Below are 24,386 nucleotides of genomic sequence, written 5' to 3' on the forward strand. Positions count from 1 at the left end.
TATGATAAGGATCGTTTAGAAAAACATTATTTTTGACAAAACATAGGTTTCTAAAATGAAAAAAAATGAAGAATTATTCTACCTAATTAAATCACTAAGTAAAAGTGAAAAACGCTATTTCAGACTTAGCTCAAAAGGCGGAGAAGACTCAGAATACCTGTTATTGTTTAATGCGATAGAAGAACAAAAAACATATAACGAAGCTTTAATAAAAGAAACATTTGCAAACAAATCTTTTATAAATCAGCTAACTACCATAAAAAACTATTTAAAACAACGTATTTTACAATCTTTACGAAATTATCACGCTAGGATTTCTATACAGGCTGAATTAATAGACATCATCCGCAATGTAGAAATCCTATTTCATAAAGGCCTATATACTATTTGCAACAGTGAACTAAAACGTGCAGAAAAAAAAGCAATTAACTTTCAGCAAAATATTGTATTGTTTCAAATTAAAGATTGGAAAAGAAAAGTACATCAGGCATTGTACCCTCAGGATTTTGATTCTTTAAAAATTATTATTGTTGAACAGAAAAAATCACTGAATTCTGCAATTGAATATAGCAATCTTCTATTAGCTAATGTTGACCCCATAAACTCATCTTTATCACACAAGAAAACAAATCATTTACACAATAAGACCCTAAAGACCTTACATCTATACAGAAAACAACTTGCTTCAAAAAAATATGAAAAAGCAAAAAACACCATAGAAAAATTATTAAAAGAATGGGAACTGCAGCCTGAGTTACTCAAAGAATATTTTACCACCTATTTCTCTGTATACAACAACTACCTAGGATATCTTGTCTTTAAAAAACTACATAAAGAAGCTTTTGTTAGGATTTTAGTTTTAAAACAGAAAGTACAAGAAATCAACTCAAATTCTGCTTCATTAATTAAAGAAAAACTTCGACTTTATAACGTTGAGCTTGAAATTCATCGATATCTAAAAGACCTTCACAACACACAAGAGGTAATCGAAAACATCCAAACCTTTATTACACAAAACAATAAAGTTATTCCTCACAACTACTGGCTGTCATTTCGTTTTCAATTTTCTACCATTTATTTTCAGAAAAAAGACTATAAAGAATCACTTCACTGGATTAACAATATCTTAAACAATCAAACAAAAAAGGATCGAAAAGATTTGATTACATACACTTATTGGCTCAACCTTTTAGTTCATTACGAGCTAGGAAATGGGTTTACATTAAGGTATTTGGTTACAGCTATTAAAAAGCATATTAAAAAACAAAAAAACATAGCTTCCTATGAGTCGTTGATATTAAAATTATTATCCAAAACAGTTGAATACTCAGAAAAAGATAAAAAAAATGCTTTCCAGGAATTATCCTTCCGATTAAAAGAAGATCCGATTCCAAATTTTATAATAGGGTATGTCGATTTTAATGAATGGGTCGATCAAAAATTTTAGGTATTCTAAATTTCCAAAGCGAAATAAACTAGTTAGATTTTTGCTCGTAGTAGGAATAAAAACGCCCATAGCGCAAAACTATAGGCTTTTTAAGTTATTTATATAACTTTATTAATCAGAATCATCAGGTTTAGAATTTCCATACATTGGTAATCCTTCTATAGGATACAATATCTCTTTATTAAAACCATCAAACTTGTAATTAGACAATGTGAAATAATACACAAAACTATCTTCTTTCTTAGGCGATAGTAATTGTATACTTATTTTACTTGGTAAATATGCTCCAGAATCTGTTCTTTCACGATCAAATCTAACCGTACCATGTTGTAAACCTTTTGGCATAGTAATAAAAAAATCATTTATCGTAACTTCTGTAAGGTCTATAAAACCAGTTTCCTTATTAATATAAATTAACCAACGATCATACTGATCATTAGGCGCCTCGGAACCCCAAGTAGCATATACTAAATCATACTGTTTATTCTCGAACTCTTTTTCTCCCGCATACCTAATAATCGTTGCATCTAACATTCTAAATGGTGATTCTAATATATAATGATATGTTGCCAATCCCCAAATATATCGATCGTGCTCATGTTTTTTTATTTTGTTAGTCTTATCTTTGATTTTATATCCTTGCCAAGATTGTAATCCCTGTATAGTTCCTTTTTTTCTTCCTTCGAGGTATTGCAGCTGCCCATCAAAAGTATTGGTAGCAAAACGAAATTGAAGATCATTTTTATTATTGCCTGGGAAGGCATTCATAGGCATAACTAACCATCCTTTTTTCCAGTTAAATTGTGCTGTTACTTCATATACATCCATTTTGGAAAAATTATCATATCCCATTTTTTCCATAGAAGCCTGCAAAAGTTCTCTTCCTTTCCCTTCCGTTTGATTAGGATTACTTATTAAGTAGTCACTTCGTAAATCAACAGATGAGCAGGATTGAATGATCAAAATACCGGTTACAAGAGATATCAATTTGATAAATAATTTCATGATTCTTGGATTTAAATTAAACACTGGTTTTCTTTTGTAAATTTTTTAAAGCTTTCTTCATTACTGATGGTAACATGACATTTTTGGCCATCCATTTTTTTATAATATTTCCGTTAGGATCATAGTATTGAGTCCATATGATCTCTGTTCCTTCCATTTTTTCAATAAGCTTAAAATAGCCCAAATGATTCTTAACAATATGCATATCTGCGATCATATATGCATACCCATATGGCGGATCCCAATGCACTATTTTTTCTTCTAATAAGTCAGGACCGAATTGACAACGCCGCTCACATCCTTCTTTCCATTCACCGCTTTGATTGGCTATAGTAAGATCTACTTCTTTGATCATTGGCATCCAAGATGTCATTCCTTTGTGATCGGAAACTACATCCCAAACTTTATTAATTGGTGCCTTTATAAACCTCCCTATGTCAAGTTGCTTGGGAGCATTGGTAAATTGATTTACATCTAATGTTTTCATAACATATATTTTTAATTAGACCGTTCTACTTATTTTAATTTTAAAAAAATATTAAGCTCTTATAAACTTAAAAGTCATTTCTAACCAAGTATCCATATCTTTTCTAGATCTTTCTACTTTCATCTTGAAAAATGTTCCATAAAATCCTGAATGCAAATAATTAGCTATTTCTTTAGGAGTAAAACTATCTGTTATTTCCTTTACTTCCTGGCCCTTTCTGGCAACCTCAGCTATTACATCCAGCCATTGATCAAATTGTTCCTTTGTTTCTTCAGCTAATGAATCATATAATCTTCCTGTTTCAATCCCTAAATTGTTAATCAAACATCCACTACAGAAATTATCTTCTTCGTTATATCCAATTAATAACTTATAAAATGACTTTAAGGTATTAATAGGTGTTTCCTCTGATTTTTGAAATATATCCTGAAGCCATTTCCTATTTCCTTCTCCATAGTATTGAATTACCTGTCTTGCAAAATCTTCTTTAGATTTAAAAAAATTATAAAAAGATCCTTTAGGTATTCCTGCTTCTTTAAGAATTTGATTAATTCCCACATGATGATATCCATTCTTTCGGATTACCTGATATCCGACTTCTAAAATCTCTTCTTTATTATGCTTATATCCCATTCCAAAGCAAATATATAAAATGTTTTTTTAAATTAGACCAATTGGTTTATTTTAATTGTTAATCTAACTAAAAGGTTTGTCTTAACATAGACAAACCCTTTAGTTATAATGTCAAAATTGTTACTATTTAACAACTGTTACTTCTGGATATCTCCTTTTAATTTCTTTATATCTTCCATTACTAGCATTTACTTTTTCTCCAGTCTCAACATAATGTTTTAGACCAATCAGCGTTCCTATCAATGTCTTTTTAAAATTTCCCTTTGCAATTGCTCCGATAAATGCTGGTTTGGTTCTAAACTGAAACTCATAGGAGGCTGTACAAGTTCCATTTCCGTTGTCTCTAACTCTATAATAAGCTTGGGAATTATCTATATCCAACGGAAACTTTTCTGCTTCAATTACTATATTTCGCATTACTCTATTCTTATTATCAATCTGCTCAATTCGTTCATGCGTCCAACGTGTACCTTTTTCATTAAAACTACATTTACGTTTGGCCCCCAATTTACCCTTTAATGATCCTTTAATATAACTAGAGGTATATATATACGGAGAAAAATTAGAGATCTCCCCATAATCCAATACCATAGCTTCCCATACTCGATCTGCTGGTGCTTTAATTTCTATTTCTACCTTAATGATTCGATGTTTCTTCGACATGCTCTGAGAAAAAAGAATCGTACTACATATGGACATAAGGGTTATTAAAATCCAAGTTTTCATTGTTGCTCTCATAATTTATATTTTGATTTAGGATTAAACAGTTTTTAAAGGATGCTTTTTAAAATACTTTACATCGGATTTCAGTTTTGCTGCTGTCTGTTTGCCTGTTTCTATAAAATACCGTAGATCAACCATGGTCTGTATAATATCTTTTTTCAATTTAGGAACTATCATCCAACTCATCAATGCTTTTGGTATTGTTGTAAGTTCTATTTCTAAATCTATAGAAACCTCCGATGTATTTACACCTCTTTTATGAACCTTCCAAGTATTTCTAGCGCTCTTCATCATAACAGGTAATCCATCTGCATAATAGGTATATGTCATATTATACTCATCCACTTTTTCTATAATTTCACTAATCTCACCCCAAGTAGAATGACAACTTCTCCCTCCTTCTAATGTGTTAGCTACTTCACGTTTTTCTGAATGATTTACGGTACTTGCCCAATGGCATACTTGTCCATAATCTTTCCACAACACATCCCAAACTTTTGCCGCAGGAGCATCTATACTAATTGTTTCTTTAATCTTCATCTTATTTTAGTTTATACTTAGATGCAAATCAGAAAACAGTGTGACAAACGAGCATAAAAAAACCTAAACAAAAAGTTTAGGCTTTATATATATCGCGGTTTCTAATTAAGATTCATCAGCTTCTTTACATGTTCATCATTTACAATATCTTCTAAAAATGTTCTTTTATCAAAATTGTTTTTATATGGAAGTTTCTGATATAACTGAGCATACTTATCATCTACATAATCTAACATCGTATCCGCTTGAGGTTTTAATAGATTTCTAAATTCAGAATACTCTTTACGATTGAATAGCAAATTTTTACTGTCTATAGCCTTTCCTTTTATAGCATATGTAATTTTTTTATGACAACGACAGGGATTGTTTTTATTTACCAATCCACATTTATCATTCATAAAACTAAAAATATCTGCTCTAGCTCTTGATAATCGTTTTCTAAAATTACTCTTAGATATTCCCAAAATTTCTGAACCTATAGTATGATCTGCATTGAACATCTCTCCAAGTATAAATGTAATTCGCTGTTCTTTGGTCAAACATAATAACATCCCACTCATACACATGTAATTCATTTCACGAATTACCTTCTTATTTTCTTCTTGTTCTATTGCTGTCAATGTAACATCCGGAGTATTATTTAAAGCTTGTTCCATAGTATCAAAACTATCAAGTACAGTCTCTGCTGGCTTTCGTTTAGCCATTAAGAAATGATTGGCAACGATTCTATAAAGCCAAGTTCTAAACGAACTTTCTCCTTTAAACTGCGAAAGCTTGGTAATCACTTTAATATTTACTTCTTGTGTCAAATCTTCTGCATCAATAGGGTTTTTAACCATTTTCCAAGCAATATTATAGATATATGGTTGATGTTTTAGAATTAAAAACTCCAAAGATTTCTTATTACCAGATTTGGCTTCATTGACTAATTGAATATCCGTAGTATCACCACTATACTCTTTTAAAAAAGGATTCTCCATGATTGTTTTTTACTTGGATGCAATAAAACGATATGTGTGACAACGATTAAAGATACTCATTTGATGCTTCACTATTACAAGGAGTTTACCATTGGATTAACAGTGTATTAAACAAGCTATTAGTATCTTTAATTCACATAATAAACTACTTAAAACCAAAACCATGAAGACAGTACAATTCATTAAATTAGGAATCCTATCAATATCGATAACTTTACTAAGTTGTAATCAGAAAAAAGAAAAGAACATAACTACGGAAACTTCAACCACCAAAATTGCAGAAGAAAGGCAATCTGAGAAAAAAGAAATTACTTATGATGTTACTAAACCTAAAACCATTATTAACGCAATTGCCGAAGCTTCTGGAGGTTGGGATAGCATTTGGAATCTAAAGGATGTAGAATATACCTATACCTACCAGCAAGCAGATGGTAAAAAAGACGTCTCTCTCGAACGCTATATTTTTGATGGTGAATATTCTTGGGGTAAATACACCACACATCAAGTAAATGTACTACCAGAAGGTGAACAGACCATCGTACAGAATTTTTCTAAAGGAACAGCTTCAGTAAGTATGGACGGTAAACCAATGACTGATGAAAAAATGATTGGAACTTCAGATTTCCTGCGTCAGGTAAACTATTACTGGTTTATGATGAACTTTAAAATTGGTGATCCAGGAACTATTTATGAATATAAAGGTCAGGAAACCATTAACGGAAAAATATATGATAAGGTTTCGGTAGCCTACGATCCACAAAAAACGGGTAAAGAAGCCAATGATGCCTATATTCTTTACGTAAATCAGGAAACCAAACTGATAGATCAATTCTATTTCTCCCTACCAGCCTGGGGAATTAATGAGACGGTATTATTAATGAAAGTAACATATACCGAAATTGATGGTATACAAGTATCCACTCATCGATATGCATATATCCCTAATGAAAAAGGAGAGTATCCTAAAGAGCCATCTTTATCTGAGATTTCTACCAACTTAAAATTTAATAACGGATTTACTCCGGAAGACCTTAAAATCTAAGCAATTTTAAGAAACTAGTATAAAAAGGGATATCACGTGATATCCCTTTTTATATATGAACCAATATTTCTAATTCTATTAAAGCTGTCACACTTTCTTTTTTATAGAATCTAAAAAGTGTAATAACTTTTAAAATAATACATCATGAAATTTACAAAATTTTTATGCTTATTAGTAATAATACTATTAGGATCAAGGAATGTTAATTCTCAAAAATCTAATGCCAATATCACCTTAACAAAGGTTGTAGATACTTCTGCCGATAATGTTTGGGATAAATTAAGACAGTTAGATGATATTGATAAATATTCGTCTGCTATTTCTAAAGTAAAATGGATTGGCGAAAAAGGAATCGGTGGCCAAAGAGTATGTACATCTGCAGACGGACAAGGATACTTTAAAGAAAGTATTATCGCGTTTGATGATCAAAATCGTACTTATACATATGCATTAGTAGAAGGTGTTCCCACAAAAGGAATGATTAACAACTTTAAGGTAATAGACCTAGGATATCAAAAATCCATGATTGTGTGGACCAGTAACTATGATCAGTTTATGAAAAACCCACAAATGACTGAAAACCAATTCTTGGGATTTTTAAACCAATCTGCTAGTGAGATGATTACCAATGTGGCAATTGCCGCAGTAAAATAGTTTTGATTTGATACCTTTAAATGATGTTTGAAACATAACATCCCTATTGTCGCACTGAGCCTGTCGCAGTATAATATCAAAAAGTTGTTTTTAATCATCTTCGACAAGCTCAGACTGACATAAGTATATCAACTAAACCTTCCATATATAAAATCCATTTTTCTTTCTACTTGGGCTAATAATCCAAAAGTTATATTAAAGTGCTAAAAGCGGAGCATACTTCTAAAGCTATCATCTTAAAACGATAGAAATCAATGGAAGGTAAAATTTTAACAACTAGAATAGTCAATTGATACTTATTATTTTAAAGCTCTTTTTATCAGCATCTTAAATACAATAAACAAAACTTTAACACAATAAATTTTGGATTACTAGACGAGTGGTCATAATTTTGTTCTCTTAAAAGTTAAAAATGTCAAAGACCTTAAAACATGAAATCAAAGCAGATTATCTCCTAGAAAAAGGGGTAGAGATCATTTGGTCTAAAGGTTATAATGGCACTAGTGTAAACGACATTGTAAAAGCAGCAGATGTACCAAAAGGTTCCTTTTACTTTTATTTTGATAGTAAAGAAGATTTTGCAATTAAAGCATTGGACAAGTATTTTACTATGCAATTTTCTCCTGCTTTGGACATTCTTCAAAACAGTGATGGATCTCCCAAAGAACGGTTACTGAACTTTTATCAATTCCGTATAAAAGTTTTAAAAGAACAATTAGAATGTAAAATGGGATGTCTTGGGTGTAATTTGAGTAATGAAATGTCTGAGCATAACGAAAACATAAGGAATGCTGTATTAGATAGGCATAATTTGGTGAAAACTGAAATAACCAAGGTTGTTAAAGAAGCCCAACAATCCGGCGAAATAAATTCTTCTATTAATGCAGAGGATCTAGTTGGATTTATTGAAGATGCAGGAAAAGGGGCTATGATAACAATGAAAGAAATGAAGGATTCATACCCTGTCGATAATCATCTGAATATGGTAACACACTTATTAATTAAATAATTTTTTTTATTCTATTAATAGACGACTGGTCAATTATTTATTTATTTCAAAAATTTAACCAAAACTTGTCCAAGTAGAATAAATTAAAACGTCAATATATTAAACAATAACAAATCAAACTAAGTCAACATTATATGATATATAGTTGACTGGTCAACTAAAATTAAAAAAATGAATACAATAAGAAAATTAGGCAATGCTTTTTCAAAAAAATGGGCAGAATTTGTTATCAAATTCAAATGGCCAGTTTTGATCGCAACTTTAATCTTAGCGATGGGGTTAGGTTCGCAAGGAAATATGGAATTTGATGGAGATTATCATGTCTTTTTCAGTAAATCAAATCCAGAACTAGAAGCATTCGATGCTCTACAAGAAAAATATACCAAGGATGACAATGTTGTAATAGTCTTAACACCGTCTAATGGCGATATTTTCACAAGAGAAAATTTAACTGCAATAGAAGAACTTACTGCCCAAGCATGGAACACCCCTTACTCTTCTCGGGTAGATGCTGTTACAAATTTCCAATACACTAGTGCTCAAGGTGATGATCTCTATGTAGACGATCTTTCCTATGAATCTTCTAACAAAACTGAAGCAGAAATTGAAGTAATTAAAGAAAAAGCATTAAAAGAACCACTTTTGGTAAATCGTATTCTTAATGAAACCGGCACAGTAACAGCAATCAACGTAACAGTACGACTGCCTGGTGAAGATAGTGCGAAAGAAATACCAGAAGTTACCGCTTTCATCCGCAGTACTATTTCAGATTTTAAAAATAAGTATCCAAACTTTGAAATCCATTCTTCTGGATTAGTTCCATTAAATACGGCATTCTTCGAATCCTCTATGAATGACCTTATGCTGACCATGATTATGTTAATCATTGTTATTATTACAACCTTCATTCTTACACGAAATATCTATAGTACTATTGCAACTTTTGTAGTAGTTATGTTTTCAATTATGAGTGCTGTTGGATTTGTTGGATTAGCAGGTATAAAGTTAACTCCTCCATCTTCTGTATTTCCTACTATGATATTAACATTAGCGGTTGCAGATAGTATTCACATTTTGATCACCATGCTTCAGAAAATGAGAAAAGATGGATTCTCCAAAAAAGATGCATTGGTAGAGTCTATGCGACTTAATTTCATGCCAGTTTTCATTACCAGCTTAACCACAGTCATTGGGTTTTTAACTATGAATTTCGGAGATGTACCGCCATTCTGGGATTTAGGAAATATTACTGCTTTCGGTATGACTATGGCGTTCCTATACTCCACTACGGCCCTGCCAGCATTAATGGCAATATTACCAATAAAAGTAAAAACTAAGGAAATAGCTACTTCAGAAAAAACAAGTTGGTATACTTCTTTAGGACATATGGTTGCTAAACAACCCGTAAGACTTACCATTATCTCAACAATTATTATCGGTATTTTGACATTTTTAGCCACAAAAAATAGATTTAACGATGAGTTTATTAACTATTTTGATGAGACTGTTACGTTTAGAACTGATACTGATTATATCAGTGAAAACCTGACAGGTATCTATAATGTAGAATTCTCTGTAGGTAGCGGAGAAAGTGGAGGGATTAACAACCCACAATACCTAAACAAACTAAATGAATTCGAAAATTGGCTCAATGAACAACCAGAAGTTGTACATGTAAACGCTTTTAGTGAAGTTGCTAGAAGAGTAAATCGTTCTATGCACGGTGATGATCAAAACTATTATAAGATCCCAAAAAGTCGTGAAGAAGCAGCTCAATACTTATTGCTATATGAATTATCTCTTCCATTTGGATTGGATTTAAACAATCAAATTAATGTAGATAAATCGGAAACACGTGTAACAGTTACCATCGAAAATATCAAAAGTGCCGATATGATCGCTTTTGCAGATCGTGCCGAAACTTGGCTACAAAATAACACACCAAAACCGATGCACGCAATAGGTGTGAGTCCAACATTAATGTTCTCTACGCTCGGTTTTAGACAAGCCGACAGTATGTTTACTGGTAATATTATTGCCTTGATTCTGATATCCCTTGTATTAATGTTTGCATTAAGAAATTTCAAATTAGGTATGCTAAGTATTATTCCAAATGTAACTCCTGTTTTAGTTGGTTTTGGTTTCTGGGCTTTATATAAAGCCCAAATTAATACGGGAATGGTAATCGTATTCGGAATGACATTAGGGATCATAGTAGATGACACTGTTCATTTTATGAGTAAGTTTTTACGAGCTCGAAGAGAATTAGGCTATGATGCTAAAGAAGCCGTGATTTATGCTTTTGAAACTGTAGGTAAAGCATTAGTAACTACCACTATTGTCCTACTAGCAGGATTTGCAGTGCTTTCTACTTCTTCTTTTGCATTAAACAGTTATATGGCAAGAATTACGTTAATCATAATCTCATCAGCCCTAATCATTGATTTTATATTGCTTCCTTCACTTCTTATTCTAACGAGCAAAAAGAATGAATCAAGAGATGTCGTAAAAGATTTAAAACCACAAATACAACTCGATAAATAATTGTAAAAAATAAAATAATGAAAAAAATAATTTTAATAGGAATCGCTTTGCTAAGCGTTTCCATGGTACAAGCACAAAATGCAGAAGAAAGAGGTTTACAAATTGCTAAAGAAGCTGATAAAGCAGACCAAGGTTTTAATAGCTCAATAGTAAATCTAAAGATGACTTTAAAAAATAAAAATGGTCAAACAAGCGAACGTTTATTAATCACACGAACCCTAGAACAATCTGATGACGGTGATAAATCCATGATAGTATTTAATAGCCCTAAAGATGTAAAAGGAACTTCAACACTTACTTTTACACACAAAATAGGGTCCGACGATCAATGGCTTTTTTTACCATCTATAAAAAGAGTGAAAAGAATTTCATCAAACAATAAGTCCGGTCCTTTTGTAGGTAGTGAATTCGCTTATGAAGATCTCTCCTCACAGGAGGTGGAAAAATATAGTTATAAGTTCCTAGAAGAAAATGGCAATTTACTTATTGTAGAACAAGATCCTGTAGATCCAAAATCCGGATACACCAGAAGAGTAGTTACATATAATAAGGATAAAGCGTATCGTTTAGAAAAAGTAGAATTCTATGATCGCAAAAACTCTTTACTAAAAACACTTACCTACAGTGATTATAAATTATATAAAGGCAAATTTTGGAGAGCATTAACCTTAGATATGGTGAATCACCAAAGCAATAAAGAAACACAATTAAAATTTAGTGATTACAATTTCGAATCCGAATTATCCGAAGATGATTTTACACAAGTAGCTCTTAAAAGAGCTGGAAAATAATCTCAAAATCCTAGCACACATAAGACACGTTTTTAGTTCTGATCTTACTCTTTACCAAATGTCCTTCTAGTAATAAAGACGGTCTATGTGTGCTTAATAATATTATAAAAATGAAATTTAAATCCTATTTACTTCTTCTTACTCTACTACACACCTCATATATAATTGCCCAAGAAGAGGATAAAAAAGTTACGCAAGATTTTGAATTGGAATTGGAAGGTGAATATCGTTATTTTTATGACAATGCCCTTTTTGAGGGGCAAAAAGATCATTTTCCTTCATTAGGTATAACCCCAGAATATTCAATAGCATGGAATAAAGGGTATGAAAGCATTAATTTTAAGGGGTTTTTCAGGCTTGATGTTGATGACGAAAGAACGCATTGGGATATCAGAGAACTCTATTACCAAAAAGCTAATAAGAACTGGGAATTAAGTCTTGGGCTAAAAAAAGTATACTGGGGCGTAACTGAAAGTAATCACTTAGTCGATATTATTAATCAAACAGATGCCGTAGAAACTTTCGACGGAGAAGAAAAGCTAGGACAACCCATGGTTCAATTTACTTGGACTACTGAAAACCTCGGTTCTTTTGATTTTTTCTACCTCCCTTATCATAGGAAACGAACTTTTTCTGGCACCAAAGGGAGACTAAGATTTCCTGTTGTAATTGATAAAGACGATTTAACTTATGAAAGTAATGCAGAAGAATGGCGACAAGATATCGCATTTCGCTGGAAACATTACTTCAGCATTTTAGATATAGGAATATCTCACTTTTACGGAACAGGTAGAGAACCCTTATTTACATTTGATAACCTAGGAAATGTCAGTGCATTTTATCCGGTAATTAACCAAACAGGATTAGATTTACAAATAACGCATGATGCTTTTTTATGGAAACTAGAATCTATCTATAGACACGCGGATGCCCAGGATTTCTTCGCTCTGGTAGCAGGATTAGAATACACATTTTCCAATATTGATGGAGATGGTTTAGACATTGGTATCTTAGGTGAGTACCTATATGATGAGCGAGATGCACTTGCATTAAATGCACTACAAAATGATATTTTCATAGGAAGTCGTATTGCATTTAATGACACACAGGATACTTCCATACTAATAGGTGGAATTGCTGATCTAGAATCTAGTAGCAAAATTTTCAGTTTAGAAGCTTCTAGACGTTTCGGAAGTACTTGGACAGCAGCGGTCGAAGCTAGAGTATTTAGTAATATAGACACAAATGAATTTATATTATCAAACTTTAGAGAAGACAGTTTTCTTAGAATTTCAATTTCAAAATACTTCTAAACTAAGTTGAACATTTTAACTATTTTTTCTAATCAAAAGTTAATTTGTTACAAAAAAATAATATTTAATAATCATTTGGGTTTAACATATTGTTAATAATTTAAACACAAACTCAAATGAAAATCAATCTTATTGATGGGTGCAGCCTTGGCTGTACTCTCATGTTCAGAAAATGAACCAATTTCTGAATTAGAAAACCTGGAACCAGACAATCAAGTCTTTGATGGCGCCGAAAGAGCAAGTTTTGACAAAATTGGAACAACCGAAGAAGGCTTTTATGCAGGATTACCCATCAACTATGAACTAGTAGATGGAAAAAGAATTTTTGAAGGTGACATTATTCTTCCCAAAGACGAAGTCTATACGGAAGATTCTAATTTTGTACTAGAAGACGGACAAGATCCTTCCTTAAGCAGAAGTGTTGGACGTACCTCTGGAAGGTGGCCTGATAATACAGTTTACTATACCATAGCAAATGATCTTCCTAACAAAGCCAGAGTTACCAATGCAATTGCTAGTTGGGAAAACAATACCAATCTTACTTTTATTGAAAGAACTAACGAATCCAATTACATATACTTTAGACCTGGTAGTGGATGTTCATCAAGTGTAGGAATGGTTGGTGGAAGACAAAACATCAATTTAGCAAGTGGTTGCAGTACTGGAAATACTATTCACGAAATTGGTCATGCTGTTGGATTATGGCACGAACAAAGTAGAGCTGATAGAGATCAGTATGTAACTATTAATTTTCAAAACATACAATCTGGTAGAGATTTCAACTTCAAAACCTATGTAGAACAAGGATATGACGGAGACGAATATACTAGTTCTTTAGATTTTGGATCAATTATGATGTATGGAGCGTATTCATTCTCTAAGAACGGTCAACCAACAATTACCAAAAAAGACGGAAGCACATACTCTGTACAGAGAAATGCATTGTCTACAGCTGATTTAGAAGGAATAGATAAAATGTATCCCGATGGTGGAGACGGCGGTGGTGAGCCGACTTATCAAAATGGACAATACTATACAGTTTATGGACTAAGAGTATACCGATATAATGATAAATGGTACTACTACAGCTCCAGAGGATGGAGAGAAGTAGTTTATGTTAATGGGGCTTGGTATTATGCATAATCTATAATATTATATTAATGAATTGTTTTAAGCCTTAGGTTCATAATACCTAAGGCTTTTAATTTTTAGTTGCAACGATATTCCCTATTTTTGGTCTGTTATTGAAAATCTTATGATGAGATCATTTTTATATACAGTACTTACTCTTACAATCATTTGTGTAAGTTGTAAAAAAGAAAATACTACTATACAAGAAGAAGTTGAAATAGTTAAACTAGATAGTTTATCTAAGGAAAAAGCCGAAATAGATGTATTAAAACTATCTCCACAAGCTTCAAAAGACATTGAAAACTTTGAGGATTTTCAGAATCTTAAAAAGTTAATAGTCTCTATGAGCAAATCAAACCCTTTTCATATCAAAAAATACGCTGATAGTGTGAATTTACTTGTTCAGTCTTTTAAAGAAAATGTTTCCGAAGATTTAAAGGTAAATAACATCAGTTCTAGAATCGCGGTACTAACAACAGAATCAGGTTTATTGCTACAACTTACTGAAACTACTAGTCAAGATTCTCAAAAACTTATGGACGCCAATATTAGATTGCTTACAGCTTATAATAGTCTTATTATTCAGCTAAATGAATTATCATTAGCAATTCCAGAAAATATTGAAAAAGAACTTCTTAGAGAACGTGACATCCTAAGAGATTCCATTTTATCTCCAGAAGAAAAGAATATTGAAATCGAAGAATAAAATAGTATGAAGAATTTAGTAATTTTTATATGTTTTGCAATTGCCATTACTTCTCAAGCTCAAACAAAAAAAGAAATCAATACCGTATTAGAACAATGGCATAAAGCCGCAGCTGATGCATCATTCGATTCTTATTTTGGTTTGATGACCAATGATGCCATATTTATTGGAACTGATGCTACGGAGAACTGGGATTTAGCTTCCTTTAAAGCATTTTCTAAACCTTATTTTGACAAAGGAAAAGCATGGAGCTTTAGCACATTAGAAAGAAATATATTTGCTCAAACTGACAGTAAATTAGCTTGGTTTGATGAATTATTAGATACTCAAATGGGAATCTGCAGAGGTAGCGGTGTGTTAGAAAAAACGACTGAAGGCTGGAAAATAAAACATTACGTCCTATCCATTGCAATACCCAATGAAAATGTAAAAGAAATTACTATACTTAAGGAAAGTTTTGATAGTGATTTAATAAAAAAATTAAGAAGTAAGTAATATTTAAAAACTAGAATATACTTTTACTAAATTCTTCTATATTAGAATAACATCTAGTAGCGCCGTTTTGTAGTAGTTTTTCCTTATTCCTATCTCCAATACCAACAAAATCTAAAGATAAGTTTTGGGCTGTTTTCAGATCCCAAAGCCCATCACCCACTGAGATAATCTTAGAAAACTGCGATATATTATAAAATGCTTTTGCTCTTTCTAATGCATCCATTACAAATCCTTCTCGTGATTCATGTGTCATAGAAGTAGCTAGTAATAACTCATCGTACCATATATCACATTGCTCTAATTTAAGCATTGCAGGTTTAGGAAGTGCTCCGGTAGCAAAACAAAAGGGAATAGACTTATCTCTAAAAGATTGTATTAAAGATTGAGCTCCTTTAATTTCTTTTACTGGATCGAATTCCAGCATTTGCTTTACCAAATTATTCTCAAAATCTCCTAAAAGATTCTCCGAAAGATCTTGTTTAAAACTACGCTCATAATTATATCGTAACGCATAACTATCCGTATGATGCTTATAATTATTATAGTCTGTATCAATATTATTAATCCCCATACTCATCATAGCTTTGGTTACAGAGATTAAATACATAGGTACACTATCTGTTAATGTCCCATCAATGTCAAATATGTATAATGTGTCTTTCAGAAGTATTATTTTTATATTATAAAGAATACTTTAAAGATAGAATAAAATTTCTTCCAGCTCCAGCGATACCAGATGAATATGGTCGATAACGTTGATCAGTAATATTCTCAATGGTTAAAGTTGCTTGCAAACTTTTAGTAAACTGATATCTTGATCTCACATTAAGGGTATACCAAGAAGGAGAATATGGATTTCCGTTTTCATCTAATGCATATAAAAAGTCATTGTTTTGTTGAGAAGGAGCCAACTCTTCAAAATCAAATTGTCCATTATAAATTGCAGAAAAATCAATCATCCATTTATCATTTGTATAATTAAGATTTGTACTACCAAATTGAGGAGCTACATGTCTCGATGGTGATACTGAACCATCATCTAGTTCTTCTTCTCCACCTGTAAATGTGTATTTAGAAGAAAGATTAAAATTCTTTATAAAATCATAGCTAAAACCTGCCTCAAAACCATAAATCTGAGCATTAGCTGCATTCTGAATCGCCTGTACATTGCTTAGTTCTCCTCCAAAAATAATCTCAGTTTCTCCATTAAGAGAAAAATCTCTTCGAACTAAAGCATTGTCCAATTGTGTATAATAAGTTGCTAAATCAATCTTGAAATTCTTACCAATATTAGCAGTCAATCCAATTTCTCCATTATAAGCATATTCTGGTTCCAAATCTGGATTTGGCACCACCACCGAACCTGGTTCGGAATCAAAAATTTTACCTACATCATCAATATTAGGTGCTCTAAATGCCGTAGAAAAATTAAACTTCCATTGCAAAATATCATTTGGTAACCAGCTAATTCCAGCTGTCCCCGTAAAAGCCTCTGTATCAATATTTGCCTCTCTAAATGGGAAATCAAAAAATGCGTTGTCGAATTCTGAATAAAGAATAATTCTATTATATCGTAACCCTCCTTGAAACCTTACTTTTTCGCTCAACTTACTTTTTAAACTAGCGTATGCTGCAATAGATTGCCAAGTAGACCCATCTGGATATCTTGATGGTGCAGCTACAACCTCATTGGTAGAAATGTTAAATTCTGACCCTTCTGATAAGACTTGATTCAAAATATATTCTAAACCGTAATATACAGTAGTTTTATCGTCAAATTTCTTTTCAAAATCAAGGTTTGCAGAATAAGCATCTACATCTTCTTTGGTTCTTGACAACGTATCATCCCCAAAATCTCGATCATTTCTACTTTCTTGAAAATTCTGATACGCAGCTGTAAACTTTACTTTATCGTATAATCTGTTTTTCCATTTATTGGTTAATTGTATATTACCCATTAACCATTTTTGGGGTCCATAATACCATTCGGCAGATCTTAAATCACCATCACTTCGACGAATCAAACGATCATACCTAGGATAATCAGAAGTTTTCGTATAAATAAATCCTGCATTTATATCCCATCTTTCATTGGGAATAAAATGTACTTTTTGTAAAAGATTAAATTGATCATACCCTGTAAAAACCTGACTTTTAGGATCGTCATTTTCAACTACTGTATCTACGCCATCAATTGTTTCCACATATTCATTTCGCAAATAATCATCTGGACCATGACTTCCCATAGTAAGGTCATCAAAATCGGTATAACTCACACTAGTTAGGAATGCCCATTTCTCTAAACCAATATTAAAATCAATATGACCTGTTTTTTCGTTGCTTGCACTAGCATACCTAGCTATGGCATTCCCACTAAATTTATTTTTTCCTCGAATAGCAATCTTAGGTTGTGCGGTATAAAAGTTCATTACACCACCTATTGCATCACTCCCATATACTACAGAACCAGGACCTAAAATCACTTCAGTTCTATCTATAGTAAACGGATCTACCGATATTACATTTTGGACATTTCCTCCTCTAAAAATGGCATTATTCATTCGAACTCCATCCACAGTTAGTAATAATCGATTAGTAGAAAATCCTCGAATTATTGGACTACCTCCTCCCAACTGACTTTTCTGTATAAACACTTGTCCACTACTCTGTAGAAGGTCAGCTGAAGTTTGTGGCGTAGAGAAAGAGATTTCATCAGATGTAATACTAACAATCTTTTGAGTAACATCTTTTTTATCCTGTTCCCATTTAGAAACTGAAATCACTACCTCCGATAATTGATTTTCATCCACCTCCAAATACACTTTATTTGATAAAGCTAGAACTTCAGACTTAGTAATAGTAAAAGTTATGTGGGATATGTGAATAAAATATAGAATTTCTGTTTCCGAAAAATCGGAAATATCCGCTATACCATCAAAATCCGTTATAACAGTTTTTGACTTAGTTTTATTATGAATTGTAACACTAGGAATAGGTTGGTTATTTGACCTACTTAGCACAGTAATACTTTGAGCAGCATTATCCGTTACAAAAAATAAAGTGAATACAACAATTAAAAATAAGCGCATTACTTAACTAAAAATTTCATTCAAAATCGAAAGTGACTTTGGTTTTTTAAAACCGTGCAAATGTAGCTCAAAATATACTAATAACGTATTAAGAATCTCATTTCTTACCATTCTAGACATTTTAATACTCATACTTTCCTCAAATGTCGTGCCCAAAAACTTCTTAAGCACCAAAACACTATTTCCTTCGAGACAATAGATGTTAGAAGAATCTTCCTGAAAGCACCCATCTTGCATATTAAAAACTGACGAAGAAATATTGGATGTATCTGGATAAAACCCTAAATATTGTGTCAGCTTTATTAAAAACGAAATATGGAAATTACCAATATTATCATGTGAATCTAACCACAAAAAAGTTGTTTCTAAATAATGAAAAAGATCCTCATTTATTTCTTGTTCTTGAATTGTGTTTTTTAATATTTCTGAAAGAAAAAACACAAGTGAACTTTTAACAAAATTAGTATGCAAAGATTGATATGGGATTAGAACTTTAGCTTCTTTAATTCTTTCTAAAGTACCTTTGTCTTTATGATTTGCTTCAATTTCTAGTAACGTTAACGGTTGAAACAAAGAAGATCGTATTTTTCCTCTTTTAGATTTTAATATTCCTTTTAGCAAATAAGAACGTAAGCCACTTGTTTTCGTTAATAAGGAAACTATTAAATCACTTTCTCCATAACGCAAAGAATGAATTACTATGGCTGGAGTATTAACAATCATTACCTAACTATCAAAAGCTTAGAAACAGTCGTTTCTGCTTGATCTTCTCCTGTAACTAAAATAAGATAAACTCCAGATGCTACCTTATGTCTCCCAAAAGCAGTAGTATCCCACTGAATACTTCCACCTTCACTAATTTCTTCATATACTAAGTTACCTTCAATATCAGTGATTTTTACATTTGATCTACTTGTTAATCCTTTTATTGTGACCTGCCCATTAAATCCTGGACGTACCGGATTAGGAAATGCAACTACATTATCCAAGTTATCTTCTGGTCCGGTAGCGGTACCTTTAAACTCTAATAAACCTTTCTCAGTTGCAAAATAAACAGAACCTGTAGAATCATCTACCGATATATCTAATACATTATTTGTGGGTAATGGAGAATTATCAGCTGTAAAATGAGCTAATGTCTCTTGTCCATCAGAAGAAAAATAAAATACTCCCGATGATGCTGTAGCTACCCATTTATTATTAGATCCATCTGCTTCGATATCAGTAATTGTCTCATCAAATAATAATTCTTGAGGAACACCTTCATCATCTAAAATAATAATCTGACTTGCTTGAGGGTTACTTTGCTGAAACACTCCAGAGGTATTAAACAAAACTCTTATACCTCTAAAAGTACCAATCCACAATTGATTATTCCGATCAACCTCTAAAGCAAGTACATAATCACTAGGAAGATTAGAACCTTCTGTTTCACCAGATAATTGAATTTGACTTTCTGTATCAGTATTGTAACCAATCACACCTGAATTAAATCCACCAACAAACAAATTTCCGTCTCTATCTATCACCGTATCCGTAAAACCTAAATTATTTAAAGGATTAGGTATCGATCTGCTTAAATTAACATTAAGTGTTTGTGTCGCACCAGGAGAAAATCTTTTCAAACCATTGTCAACCCTAGCGTTATTAACCCACAGATTTCCTTCATTGTCAAAAACAGAGCCATTAAGAAACACAAAAATTGGATCATTTGTTACAAATGACTCAAAACCACTATTAAGGTTGTTATATAAATTAGTTACTACATTATCATTAATCTCTAATAAGCCACTACTTAAACTACTAATAAAAACCTGATCTTCATTATTGGGATTAATAGTAATATGAGATAAAGACGTAGCACCCAAAACCTCATCTTTAGAAATATTTAACCATCCTTCAGAAGTGAGTTTACTTATCCCTCTTTGTTGTAAAGGAAACGGGTTAAAATTGACATCATATTGACCAAATACAACCCATAGTGTGTTATTTAATGCCTCTATACCAAAAGTAAAATTACTTAATGGTCCCGCTGGAGATATTGAAGTTTTATTAGTAAGATCATTAAAATCAACTTGTAATAATCCTCTACTATCTGTTCCTAGATATAGTGTATTATTAAAAGATAACGCGGTATTTAATAAAAAAGAATCTCCTGTTGTACTAATAGCCGATGTAGTTTCATTAAAGCTTGTATCAAATACCGATGCTCGATCTGTATTAGCAACTATTAAATTGTCAGAATCGATAGAAACATCTATTACATTACTAGAAGCAGTTACAACTGTAGTTAGAACTGGTCCATCAAGACGACTGATAAGGTTATTATTCTCCCATACCAAAATCTGCTCATTAAATAATGTAATTCCTCTATACTGTCCTGGAACTAAAGTTATCCATTGGTTAAAATCAACTAAATTAGGGTTGTCAACATTTGCATTTAAAATTCCATTATTCGAAGTAGTTGCATAAATCACATTGTTTGAAACTACCGTTCCAGTTATATTTATTTGTGATCCAGCTGGACCCACAAAAAACGTATCACCAAATTCTATTCTTTCTAAATTAAACTCTACGATCCCAAACTCTGTGGAGACGTACAATATATTACCATTTTCAAAAAAGTGATTGATCCTTTTCTGTGTTGGAGGAATCGTTGGTTTCTCTAAAATATCGATAAAAGTTATTACCTCATCATCAACTATTAGCTCTAACAATCCATTATCATAACCAATAACAGTAATATCAAATACTGAACTATGATAAATGGAAGATACTGTTTCTCCAGACAAACCATTTACAGTAGTAAAGGTTTCCGAAGTTCTTGTATCCGTATCATAGATAAAAATTGTATTCACCGAAGCAACATAAATTTTATTTTCTGTTGCATAGGAATCGTTAATCTGAAAATAGGAATAATGCCCAGTCCATTGATTGCTAAAATCTTGGGAAAATAGAAATACCGGAAAAATTAGAAGTATTAACTGTCTGAAGTATCGCATAATTATGGAGTGATATTAACGCTGCCTTGATAACACGCTAAAATACTAATTATTGCTTTCAAATAATGAAAAAAGCCGTTCTTTATAGTAAGAACGGCTTTCATAATAAACACTTATTATTATTTATATAACTCCTTGAGCTAACATAGCATCAGCAACTTTTACGAAACCTGCAATATTTGCTCCTTTTACATAATCAATATAACCATCTTCATCTGTTCCGTATTGAACACATTTTTCATGAATATCATTCATAATCTGCTTTAGTTTCTCATCAACTTCTTTTCTAGTCCATTTAAAACGTAAAGAATTCTGAGTCATTTCCAATCCAGAAGTAGCAACTCCTCCCGCATTTGACGCTTTACCTGGCGCAAAAAATATTTTAGCTTTATGAAAAGCTGCGACAGCATCCGAATCGCAAGGCATATTAGCTCCTTCACTAACACACATACATCCGTTATCAATTAATCTTCGAGCGTCATCACCATTCAATTCATTCTGTGTTGCGCAAGGCAATGCGATATCACATTTTTCATCCCAAGGTGTTTTTCCTTTATGAAACTTGGCAGAGCTATATTTATCCGCATATTCACTTATACGACCTCTTTTTTCATTTTTAAGTTCCATAACAAACTTAAGCTTATCATTATCGATTCCATCTTCGTCATAGATATACCCAGAAGAATCAGACAATGTAACTACTTTAGCTCCTAATTGAATAGCTTTTTCTGTAGCGTACTGCGCCACATTTCCAGAACCAGAAACTAATACTGTTTTTCCTTCAAAAGAATTATTTTTAGTCATAAGCATATTTTCGGCAAAATATACAGTACCATATCCTGTGGCTTCTGGACGAATCTCAGATCCTCCCCAGGTTAATCCTTTTCCTGTTAAAACTCCCGTAAATTCATTACGCATTTTACGATACATCCCAAACAAGAAACCTATTTCACGTGCTCCTACTCCAATATCTCCTGCTGGAACATCAGTATTAGGACCAATATGTCTAAAAAGCTCACTCATAAAACTATGACAAAAACGCATAATTTCATCATCAGATTTTCCTTTAGGATCGAAATCAGAACCTCCTTTACCACCACCCATCGGAAGTGTAGTCAAACTATTTTTAAATACTTGTTCAAAAGCAAGAAACTTAAGAATACTTAAATTTACCGAAGGATGAAAACGTAATCCTCCTTTATAAGGACCTATAGCAGAATTCATCTGAATTCTATATCCTCGATTTACGTGTATTTCACCTTTATCATCTACCCAAGGCACACGAAACATTATAGCTCTCTCTGGTTCTACCATTCTCAAAAGAATGTTTTTTCCATTATATATTTCCTGCGTAGCTATATACGGTATTACAGTTTCTGCAACTTCTTGTACCGCTTGTAAGAACTCTGGCTCATGCGCATTACGAGCTCTTACTTCTTCCATAAATGCATCTATTTTTGCTTGCATATGTTAATAGGATTAAAAGATTCTTATTTAATGGTTAATTTATTTGGTCAAATATATGATATTATCAAAAAATTACATCTAATTTTTTGAATTTAATAACACTCTATCCAATAGCTTTTTCTAGATCAGAAATAAGATCATTGACGTCCTCAATTCCCACACTTAGTCTAATCAAAGAATCGACAACACCAGTCTTTTCTCTTTCTACTTTTGGAATTGACGCATGTGTCATACTTGCTGGATGTCCTGCTAAACTCTCCACCCCACCAAGTGATTCTGCCAATGTAAAAATCTTCAAATTTTCAACTATTCTTATCGCTTCTTTGTAATTACTATTTTTTGTAACAAAAGATATCATGCCACCAAAACCATTCATTTGTTCTTTAGCTACATGATAACCAGGATGATCCTTAAATCCTGGCCAGTATACATTTTCAATTTTAGGATGATTTTTTAGATAATTTGCTATGGCTTCTCCATTTTCACAATGACGCTGCATTCTAACGTGTAATGTTTTAATTCCTCTAAGCGCTAAAAAACTATCTTGCGGACCACAAACCGCACCACTTGCATTTTGAATAAAATACAGGCGATTCGCAATTTCATCATCCTTAACTATCAAAGCGCCCATTATCAAATCACTATGCCCTCCAATATATTTAGTAACACTATGCATTACGATATCAGCACCAAGATCTAAAGGTTGCTGTAAATAAGGTGTTGCAAATGTATTATCTACTGCTAATAGAAGATTATGTTTGTTAGAAATCTTACCAATTGCTTTAATATCGATAATATTCATCATTGGGTTTGTTGGTGTCTCTACCCAAATCAGTTTTGTTTTCTCATTAATGTATTTTTCAACGTTACCCGCATTTTTCATTCCAATAAAATGAAATTTTATTCCAAAACCTTCAAAAATTTTGGTAAACAATCTATAGGTTCCCCCATAGAGATCATTTGTTGAAATCACTTCATCGCCAGGTTTTAATAATTTAAGTACCGCATCAATAGCTGCTAATCCTGATCCGAAAGCCAATCCATGTTTTCCGTTTTCAAGACTTGCCAAAGCATTTTCTAAAGATTTTCTAGTTGGATTATGTGTTCTACTATACTCAAACCCTTTGTGTCCTCCAGGAGTAGTTTGAGCATAGGTAGAAGTTTGATATATTGGAGGCATTACAGATCCATAAGCAGGATCAAGTATTTGTCCTCCGTGTATTGTTTTGGTATTAAACTTCACGATTCCTCGATTTTTATCAGTGTTCTTATTTTTTAGATGTTCTTTCGATCAATTCTTATATTTCAGAACTGAAAAAAACCAACTT

General features: G+C 32.3%; 21 protein-coding genes and 1 pseudogene. 10 read left to right on the top strand and 12 right to left on the bottom strand.

Features of this window, described 5'->3' with window-relative positions; translation table 11 throughout:
* The first annotated feature begins 55 nt into the window (after positions 1-55).
* On the top strand, positions 56-1,447 hold the full coding sequence (locus tag NMK29_RS19775) for a hypothetical protein (protein WP_108802830.1): 1,392 nt from the start codon (positions 56-58) through the stop codon (positions 1,445-1,447).
* Between the two features lie 111 nt (positions 1,448-1,558).
* Here NMK29_RS19775 and NMK29_RS19780 read toward each other — a convergent pair whose 3' ends face one another.
* From NMK29_RS19780 to NMK29_RS19805, 6 genes are all read right to left on the bottom strand, one after another.
* Positions 1,559-2,452 carry a hypothetical protein gene (locus NMK29_RS19780; RefSeq protein WP_159092165.1) on the bottom strand — a complete coding sequence of 298 codons (894 nt, stop codon included), beginning with the start codon at positions 2,450-2,452 and terminating at the stop codon, positions 1,559-1,561.
* 16 nt (positions 2,453-2,468) lie between these two features.
* Positions 2,469-2,939, bottom strand: coding sequence for an SRPBCC family protein (locus NMK29_RS19785; RefSeq protein WP_108802828.1), 471 nt, complete (start codon positions 2,937-2,939; stop codon positions 2,469-2,471).
* 51 nt (positions 2,940-2,990) lie between these two features.
* Complete coding sequence (locus NMK29_RS19790; RefSeq protein WP_108802827.1) at positions 2,991-3,572, bottom strand: TetR/AcrR family transcriptional regulator; 582 nt, start codon at positions 3,570-3,572, stop codon at positions 2,991-2,993.
* A gap of 123 nt (positions 3,573-3,695) precedes the next feature.
* A complete protein-coding gene (locus NMK29_RS19795; RefSeq protein ID WP_108802826.1) occupies positions 3,696-4,310 on the bottom strand; it encodes an SRPBCC family protein in 615 nt (204 codons plus the stop codon).
* A 21-nt stretch (positions 4,311-4,331) separates the two neighbouring features.
* The gene (locus NMK29_RS19800) at positions 4,332-4,835 is read right to left on the bottom strand and encodes an SRPBCC family protein (protein ID WP_108802825.1); all 504 of its coding nucleotides are present in this window, start codon (positions 4,833-4,835) and stop codon (positions 4,332-4,334) included.
* Positions 4,836-4,936: 101 nt separating this feature from the next.
* Entirely contained in the window at positions 4,937-5,815 is an 879-nt protein-coding gene (locus tag NMK29_RS19805) for an RNA polymerase sigma factor (protein ID WP_108802824.1), read from the bottom strand.
* A gap of 163 nt (positions 5,816-5,978) precedes the next feature.
* Between NMK29_RS19805 and NMK29_RS19810 the strand changes: the two genes are divergently transcribed.
* The 9 genes from NMK29_RS19810 to NMK29_RS19850 all read left to right on the top strand — a co-directional run bounded on the left by NMK29_RS19810 (position 5,979) and on the right by NMK29_RS19850 (position 15,500).
* Complete coding sequence (locus NMK29_RS19810) at positions 5,979-6,857, top strand: DUF6503 family protein (RefSeq protein ID WP_108802823.1); 879 nt, start codon at positions 5,979-5,981, stop codon at positions 6,855-6,857.
* Between the two features lie 144 nt (positions 6,858-7,001).
* Positions 7,002-7,511 (top strand): SRPBCC family protein, encoded by a 510-nt coding sequence (locus NMK29_RS19815; protein WP_108802822.1) that lies wholly within the window; start codon positions 7,002-7,004, stop codon positions 7,509-7,511.
* Between the two features lie 412 nt (positions 7,512-7,923).
* The gene (locus tag NMK29_RS19820) at positions 7,924-8,520 is read left to right on the top strand and encodes a TetR/AcrR family transcriptional regulator (RefSeq protein ID WP_027394278.1); all 597 of its coding nucleotides are present in this window, start codon (positions 7,924-7,926) and stop codon (positions 8,518-8,520) included.
* Between the two features lie 171 nt (positions 8,521-8,691).
* Positions 8,692-11,064, top strand: coding sequence for an RND family transporter (locus NMK29_RS19825; protein WP_108802821.1), 2,373 nt, complete (start codon positions 8,692-8,694; stop codon positions 11,062-11,064).
* 17 nt (positions 11,065-11,081) lie between these two features.
* Positions 11,082-11,855, top strand: coding sequence for an outer membrane lipoprotein-sorting protein (locus NMK29_RS19830; protein WP_108802820.1), 774 nt, complete (start codon positions 11,082-11,084; stop codon positions 11,853-11,855).
* A gap of 110 nt (positions 11,856-11,965) precedes the next feature.
* On the top strand, positions 11,966-13,168 hold the full coding sequence (locus NMK29_RS19835) for a hypothetical protein (RefSeq protein ID WP_108802819.1): 1,203 nt from the start codon (positions 11,966-11,968) through the stop codon (positions 13,166-13,168).
* Positions 13,169-13,303: 135 nt separating this feature from the next.
* A complete protein-coding gene (locus tag NMK29_RS19840) occupies positions 13,304-14,311 on the top strand; it encodes a M12 family metallopeptidase (RefSeq protein WP_108802818.1) in 1,008 nt (335 codons plus the stop codon).
* A 115-nt stretch (positions 14,312-14,426) separates the two neighbouring features.
* Positions 14,427-15,005 carry a hypothetical protein gene (locus NMK29_RS19845; protein ID WP_108802817.1) on the top strand — a complete coding sequence of 193 codons (579 nt, stop codon included), beginning with the start codon at positions 14,427-14,429 and terminating at the stop codon, positions 15,003-15,005.
* A 6-nt stretch (positions 15,006-15,011) separates the two neighbouring features.
* Entirely contained in the window at positions 15,012-15,500 is a 489-nt protein-coding gene (locus NMK29_RS19850) for a nuclear transport factor 2 family protein (RefSeq protein WP_108802816.1), read from the top strand.
* Between the two features lie 10 nt (positions 15,501-15,510).
* On the opposite strand, the gene NMK29_RS19855 is transcribed toward NMK29_RS19850, so the two are convergent.
* The 6 genes and pseudogenes from NMK29_RS19855 to NMK29_RS19880 all read right to left on the bottom strand — a co-directional run.
* On the bottom strand, positions 15,511-16,191 hold the full coding sequence (locus NMK29_RS19855; protein WP_371924111.1) for an HAD family hydrolase: 681 nt from the start codon (positions 16,189-16,191) through the stop codon (positions 15,511-15,513).
* Entirely contained in the window at positions 16,181-18,589 is a 2,409-nt protein-coding gene (locus NMK29_RS19860; RefSeq protein WP_108802814.1) for a TonB-dependent receptor, read from the bottom strand. The genes NMK29_RS19855 and NMK29_RS19860 overlap by 11 nt, the downstream gene beginning before the upstream one ends.
* 3 nt (positions 18,590-18,592) lie before the next feature.
* Complete coding sequence (gene recO / locus NMK29_RS19865; RefSeq protein ID WP_108802813.1) at positions 18,593-19,312, bottom strand: DNA repair protein RecO; 720 nt, start codon at positions 19,310-19,312, stop codon at positions 18,593-18,595.
* Positions 19,312-21,591, bottom strand: coding sequence for a two-component regulator propeller domain-containing protein (locus NMK29_RS19870; RefSeq protein WP_108802812.1), 2,280 nt, complete (start codon positions 21,589-21,591; stop codon positions 19,312-19,314). Before NMK29_RS19870 ends, recO begins: the two co-directional genes overlap by 1 nt.
* Before the next feature lie 123 nt (positions 21,592-21,714).
* On the bottom strand, positions 21,715-23,058 hold the full coding sequence (gene gdhA, locus NMK29_RS19875; protein WP_108802811.1) for an NADP-specific glutamate dehydrogenase: 1,344 nt from the start codon (positions 23,056-23,058) through the stop codon (positions 21,715-21,717).
* A 103-nt stretch (positions 23,059-23,161) separates the two neighbouring features.
* Positions 23,162-24,307, bottom strand: a pseudogene (locus tag NMK29_RS19880) (cystathionine gamma-synthase); the annotation flags it as partial.
* Positions 24,308-24,386 lie beyond the last annotated feature (79 nt).

This window comes from Aquimarina sp. Aq107 (assembly GCF_943733665.1).
Classification (GTDB): Bacteria; Bacteroidota; Bacteroidia; order Flavobacteriales; family Flavobacteriaceae; genus Aquimarina.